The organism is Stenotrophomonas sp. NPDC077659, assembly GCF_050268705.1.
Taxonomy (GTDB): Bacteria; Pseudomonadota; Gammaproteobacteria; order Xanthomonadales; family Xanthomonadaceae; genus Stenotrophomonas.
Map to the genome: position 1 here is coordinate 1 of NZ_JBNNHG010000225.1, position 3757 is coordinate 3757.

General features: G+C 67.1%; 2 protein-coding genes. Both read left to right on the forward strand.

Translation table 11 applies throughout. The features are described from left to right. Positions 1-997, forward strand: a 997-nt coding sequence (locus tag ACQKDV_RS18695; protein WP_427785746.1) for a DbpA RNA binding domain-containing protein, incomplete at its 5' end; no start/stop codon positions are given. A 206-nt stretch (positions 998-1203) separates the two neighbouring features. Continuing rightward, on the forward strand, positions 1204-3621 hold the full coding sequence (locus ACQKDV_RS18700; protein ID WP_427785747.1) for a putative bifunctional diguanylate cyclase/phosphodiesterase: 2418 nt from the start codon (positions 1204-1206) through the stop codon (positions 3619-3621). Positions 3622-3757 lie beyond the last annotated feature (136 nt).

The following is a 3757-nucleotide window of genomic DNA, read 5'->3' on the forward strand; positions in this document are numbered from 1 at the left end:
CGACCACCGCATCAGCCACGTGCTGAACTACGACATCCCGTACGACACCGAAAGCTACGTGCACCGCATCGGCCGTACCGGCCGTGCCGGCCGCAGCGGCGAGGCGATCCTGTTCGCCACCCCGCGCGAAAAGGGCATGCTGCGCCAGATCGAGCGCGCCACCCGCCAGCCGATCGAAGAAATGCAGCTGCCGAGCGTGGAAGCGGTCAACGACACCCGCATCAACAAGTTCACCTCGCGCATCACCGAAACCCTGGCGGCCGGCGGCCTGGACTTCTACCGCCAGCTGCTGGAACGCTTCGAGAACGAGCAGAACGTGCCGGCCATCGAAGTGGCCGCCGCGCTGGCGAAGATGCTGCAGGGCGACACCCCGTTCCTGCTGCAGCCGCCGGTGCGCGCCCCGCGTGAAGAACGCGCGCCGCGCGAGCGTTTCGATCGTGGCGACCGCCCCGAGCGCGGTGATCGCTTCGACCGCAACGAGCGTGGTCCGCGTTTCGAGCGTGGCCCGCGCCGTGACGATGCCGAAGGTGGTTTCGAGCAGCGTCCGCGCCGCGAGGTTCCGCCGCGTGGCGCACCGGAGCAGGGCATGGAGACCTACCGCATTTCGGTGGGCCACCAGCATGGCGTGAAGCCGGCCAACATCGTCGGCGCCATCGCCAACGAAGCCGGCCTGGAAAGCCGCTTCATCGGCCGCATCGACATCCACGACGACTTCTCGCTGCTGGACCTGCCGGCGCAGATGCCGCCGGACGTGCTGTCGCACCTGCAGAAGGTCTGGGTGTCCGGCCAACAGCTGCAGATGCGTGCGCTGGCCCCGGGTGAAGACACCAACCCGGCCCCGCGTCCGTTCAAGCCGCGCTTCGACAAGCGTGGCCCAGGCGGCCCGGGTGGTCCGCGTCGTGGCGGTCCGGCTGGCCCGGGTGGCCATGGCGGCGACCGCGACAGCCGCCCGCCGCGTCGTGACGGCTTCAAGCCGCGCGGCCCGCGCAGCTATTGATCCCCCGGGATGTGAAAGAACAACGCCAGCCTCCGGGCTGGCGTATTTCGTTTCAGGCCTGGAAAAAGGGGACGGAGGGGATTAAACCGATTTAATCCCCTCCGTCCCCCTTCTGCTGCCCCGGCTTCGCATGGCCCACACATGCGTGGCCATAGGCTGCAACGGTTGCACAAGGAAGCAGTCCGGCACATTCGGGGGGATCCGGGATGGGTAGGAGTGGCAAGGAGCACCACCAGCGGCGGGTACCCATGACCCGTGGGCTGGGGCTGCGGTTTGCATTGTTGACGGGCATGGCGATCGGACTGGTCGGCCTGTCCGCGTTGATCCAGGAACTGCAGGCGGCATCGACTGCATGGATGGCCGGGCAGGGGCATTGGTCACGTGGCCAGCAGGATGCCACCTCCGCGCTCAGCCGCTACCTGGCACGCGGAGCGGCGCATGATCTGGAAGATGCCCGGCGTGCGCTGCAGGTGCCATTGGGCGATCTGCAGGCACGTTTGGCGCTGGAACAGTCCGACCCGGACGAAGCAAAGGCACGCGAAGGCTTCCTGCGCGGCGGCAACACACACGCGGATGTTCCCCGGCTTGTGTTCTCGTTCCGCCATGCGCGCGAGCTGGGACCGTTCCGTGAAGCCACCCGCTTGTGGCGGCAGACCGACGCGCAGCTGCTGGCGATGCAGGCATTGATCGACGAATTGGAAAACGTGCCGATCGACGCACTGCAGCAGCCCGCGCTGCGTGATCGCTACATGCAGCGCGTTCACGATCTTGACCTGCAGTTGCGAACGCAGGCGGAGGCATTTTCGCAGTCCTTGCTGCGCATGGCACACACTGTGCGCCTGGTCACGCTGGTGGTCGGTGGCGTCTCGGTGCTGGCCATCACCCTGATGGCGGTGGCCCTGGCGCGTCGTGTGGGCAAGGACCTGACCGAGCACGAAAGTCGGTTCCGCGCGGCCTTCTACCAGGCCAATGTGGGCATGCTGAAGCTGGATGCGGTCGGGCGGGTGATGGAAGCCAACCAGGCAATGGCCGACATCCTTGATTACCGCCGCGACGTGCTGCAGCAGATGGCTCTGGGCGATCTGCTGATGGACGGCGAGCTGGTGCTCGACGAGGCAGGGCGGATCGACTGGGACCGCCAGCTGCGGCCCAGCGAACTGCGTTTCCGCCGGCGCGACGGCAGCCTGGTGTGGGGCCGCTGGAGCGGCACCGGCGTGCGCAGTGCCGGCGGCCGGTTGTCGGTGTTTTCCATCATCGAGGATGTCAGCCAGAACCATGCGCTGGCGAGGGAGATCGAGCATCACGCCAGCCACGATCCGCTGACCGGCCTGATCAACCGTCGCGAGATCGAACGGCTGCTGGAAAAAGCGTTGCTGCAGGTCCGCTCCGACGGCGGCACGCATGCGTTGTGCTATATCAATCTGGATCATTTCAAGCTCGTCAACGACAGTTTCGGTCACGCGGCGGGCGACCAGATGTTGCGAGGCTTCGCCCAGTATCTGGTAGGCGCGGTGCGCGACGGGGACTGGGTGGGGCGGCTGGGGGCGGACGAGTTTGCCGTCTTCCTGTGTGGCGCCAGCCAGGACGAGGCCAAGCGCGTGCTGCAGCGGCTGATCCGCAACCTGGGGCAGGCAACGTTTCCGATCAGCGAAGGCAGCCCGCAGCTGAGCTGCAGTATCGGCGTGGTGGAAGTGACCGCCGACGCAGCTGACGTGAACTGGCTGATGAGCGCGGCCGACAGCGCCTGCTATGCGGCCAAGCAGGCAGGCCGCAACCGGGTGCACTGTTTCAACGAGGACCGTCTGGCACTGGACGAGCGCCGTCACGAGGCCGAGCGCCTGCAGCGGGTGAGCCGGGCCATGGCCGAGAACCGCATGCTGCTCCATGCCCAGCGTATCGCCAAGGTCGGCCACCCGGGCTACCTGCATTACGAGGTGCTGGTGCGCATGCGCGATACGGAGGGCGTGCTGCATCTGCCGGGGCAGTTCATGCCGGCGGTTGAGCGCTATGGCATGGCGGTGGCGCTGGACCGGCACGTATTGGGCCTGCTGTTCCGCCACCTGCAGGCGTGCCCGGCACACGTGCGCCAACTGGGCATGTGCAACGTCAATGTGTCGGCGCAGTCGATTGCCGAGCCGGGTTTCCTGGCCTATGTCTGCGACCTGCTGGAGCGCAACCGCGCACTGGCGGCCAAGCTCTGCTTTGAGGTGACCGAGACGGCGGCGATCAGCAACGTGACCCAGGCGCGCGCCTTCATCGACGCGGTGAAGGCGCGTGGCTGCCGGATGGCGCTGGATGATTTCGGTTCGGGGTTGTCCTCGTTCGGCTACCTGCGGCAACTGCCGGCGGACATGCTGAAGATCGACGGCGCGTTCGTGCGCGACATGGACACCGACGCGGTGAGCCGGGCCACGGTGCGCGCGATCAGCGAGCTGGGGCGGGAACTGCAGATGGAGGTGGTGGCCGAGTGGGTGGAGACCGATGAGGTGGCGCAGACCCTGGCCGACATGGGTGTGCAGGGGCTGCAGGGCTATGCCATCGAGCGCCCGCAGCCGCTGGAACGGCTGACCCTGGCCAACCAGCGCCCGGTGCGCCTGGTAGGCAGCCAGGGCCCGACGGGGTAGGGGTGTTCGGCAGGGCTTGCAGCCCTGCACCTGCTTGACGTCAACGTCAACGTCAAAGGCAACGTCAACGTCAAAGGCAACAGCGGCATTCCGTGGGATGGCGGGGCACTGTGGGTGTGCGGGGACGGCGCAAGTA

Coding starts and splice junctions, on each gene's coding strand:
- ACQKDV_RS18700 (WP_427785747.1), top strand. CDS start 1,204: ATGGGTAGGAGTGGCAAGGAGCACCACCAGCGGCGGGTACCCATGACC.